The sequence below is a fragment of the Nostocoides sp. genome (assembly GCF_035343835.1).
GTDB classification, from domain to species: Bacteria; Actinomycetota; Actinomycetes; order Actinomycetales; family Dermatophilaceae; genus Nostocoides_A; species Nostocoides_A vanveenii.
The window spans coordinates 1-1,610 of record NZ_DAOQZV010000397.1 but is presented as its reverse complement, the minus strand read 5'-3'; the positions used below and the strand labels follow the sequence as shown (position 1 = coordinate 1,610).

The window sequence follows — 1,610 nt, the reverse complement described above, 5'->3', positions numbered from 1 at the left end:
GCGGCCCGGAACCGCCCGATCGCGCCGACAGCGTTCTGGTCGTTGGCGGCATACACCGCGGGGGGGTGCGGCATCCGCAGAATCGCCTCGGCGCCGGCGGCGCCGCCTTCGGCCGTGAACGCCGCCTCGATGACGAGCTCGGGCAGGCCGCGACAAGTCGATCAAGCTGTGCATGTACACCCACGGCGGCGACGGCGGCGGCTTCTGGTCGGTCCCGAAGAAGGGCGCGATGAAGGCCGCCGAGGACCTTGGTGTCACCTTCGACTACCAGGCGTCCAACAACGACCCGGCTAAGCAGGCCCAGCTCATCGAGGCCGGCGTCAGCGCCGGGTGCCAGGGCATCGCCGTCTCCGCGCGCAACCCCGACGCCATCAAGGGCGCCCTCGGCAAGGCCACCGCGGCCGGCATCCCCATCGTCACCATGAACTCCGGCAGCGCCGTCTTCGCCGACCTCGTCCGCCGGCCTGGCCGACATCTCCAAGAGCGGGGCCGAGATCCAGGCCAAGCTGGAGTCGGAGAAGGACATCGACGGCATCTTCTCCCTCAACGCCGACATCGCCACCGGTGCGGCGATCCCGGCCGCCGAGGCTGTGAACCGCGGCATCAAGATCGGCACCGTCGACCTCTCCGGCGACGCCGTGCAGGCGATCAAGGACGGGAAGATGGAGTTCGCCATCGACCAGCAGCAGTACGGTCGACGCGCTGCGCGCCGGCGGGCGCTTCACGGTCTGGGAGGACCCCCTGATCAACAATGTCGCGACACCGATCGTGTCCGCGGAGATCGGGGCACTCCTGGGGCGGGCCGTCGACCGGGGGGCCGAGGGCGTGCTGCACTTCGCTGGTGGGAGCGCGCTGACGCGCCGGGAGTTGGCGGAGGCGACCTGCCGGGTCTTCGACCTCGACCCGGCGCAGCTGGACTTCGGGCAGCCGCCGCACGAGGCGCGCATCCCGGCGCCGGTGCCCTTTGACACCTCGATGTCAGGGGCACGCACGATGGCAGACCTCGGCACGCGCGCCTGGCCGATCGAGGATCAGCTGGCGTCGCTGCGCCGCGAGCTCGAGCAGGGCGCCCCCGCCCCCTCAGCTGATCCCCAGATTTCCCGTCGAGTGGCCGATTCAGCCCCGTCGAGTGGGGTGGGGCCGGTCGGTGTTGCCGGCGGGCTTACCGAGGAACATATTCCGCAGTATCTCCTCGATGATGCCGGTCGGCGGCATAACCGGTTAAGTAGGTGCCGAGCTCTCGCGTGCCGATCGCGCCGACGGGGATGCGCGAGCGCCCTCGGGATTCACCGATCTGACGGGCCAGTTCGAAGCGGACGTCGAGATGGCTCGCGCCGCGCGCGTGGATCAGCAAATCAAAGGGCGTCGAGACGGCCGTATGCCGCAGCCCCCCACTCGAGGAACATGCCGGCCCGCGACGGGGGCCACGACCCCTTGCTGGATGACCACTCATGGCGTCCTGCGCGCTTGCGCGGCCCAGAGGCCGCTGGGTGACGTCGACACCGTCACCTAGCTTTCCCCGTCGAGTGGCTGAACCACCCTCGCCCACGAGAGCGTGGGACACGACGGGGCTGAACCGGCCACTCGACGGGGCTGAACCGGCCTTTCGA

Annotated in this window: 1 protein-coding gene; it reads right to left on the bottom strand. The window is 70.1% G+C overall.

Annotated features, from left to right (window positions below; genetic code table 11):
• Positions 1 to 416: 416 nt before the first annotated feature.
• Positions 417 to 725 (bottom strand): hypothetical protein, encoded by a 309-nt coding sequence (locus PKH97_RS16500; RefSeq protein WP_324388695.1) that lies wholly within the window; start codon positions 723 to 725, stop codon positions 417 to 419.
• Positions 726 to 1,610 lie beyond the last annotated feature (885 nt).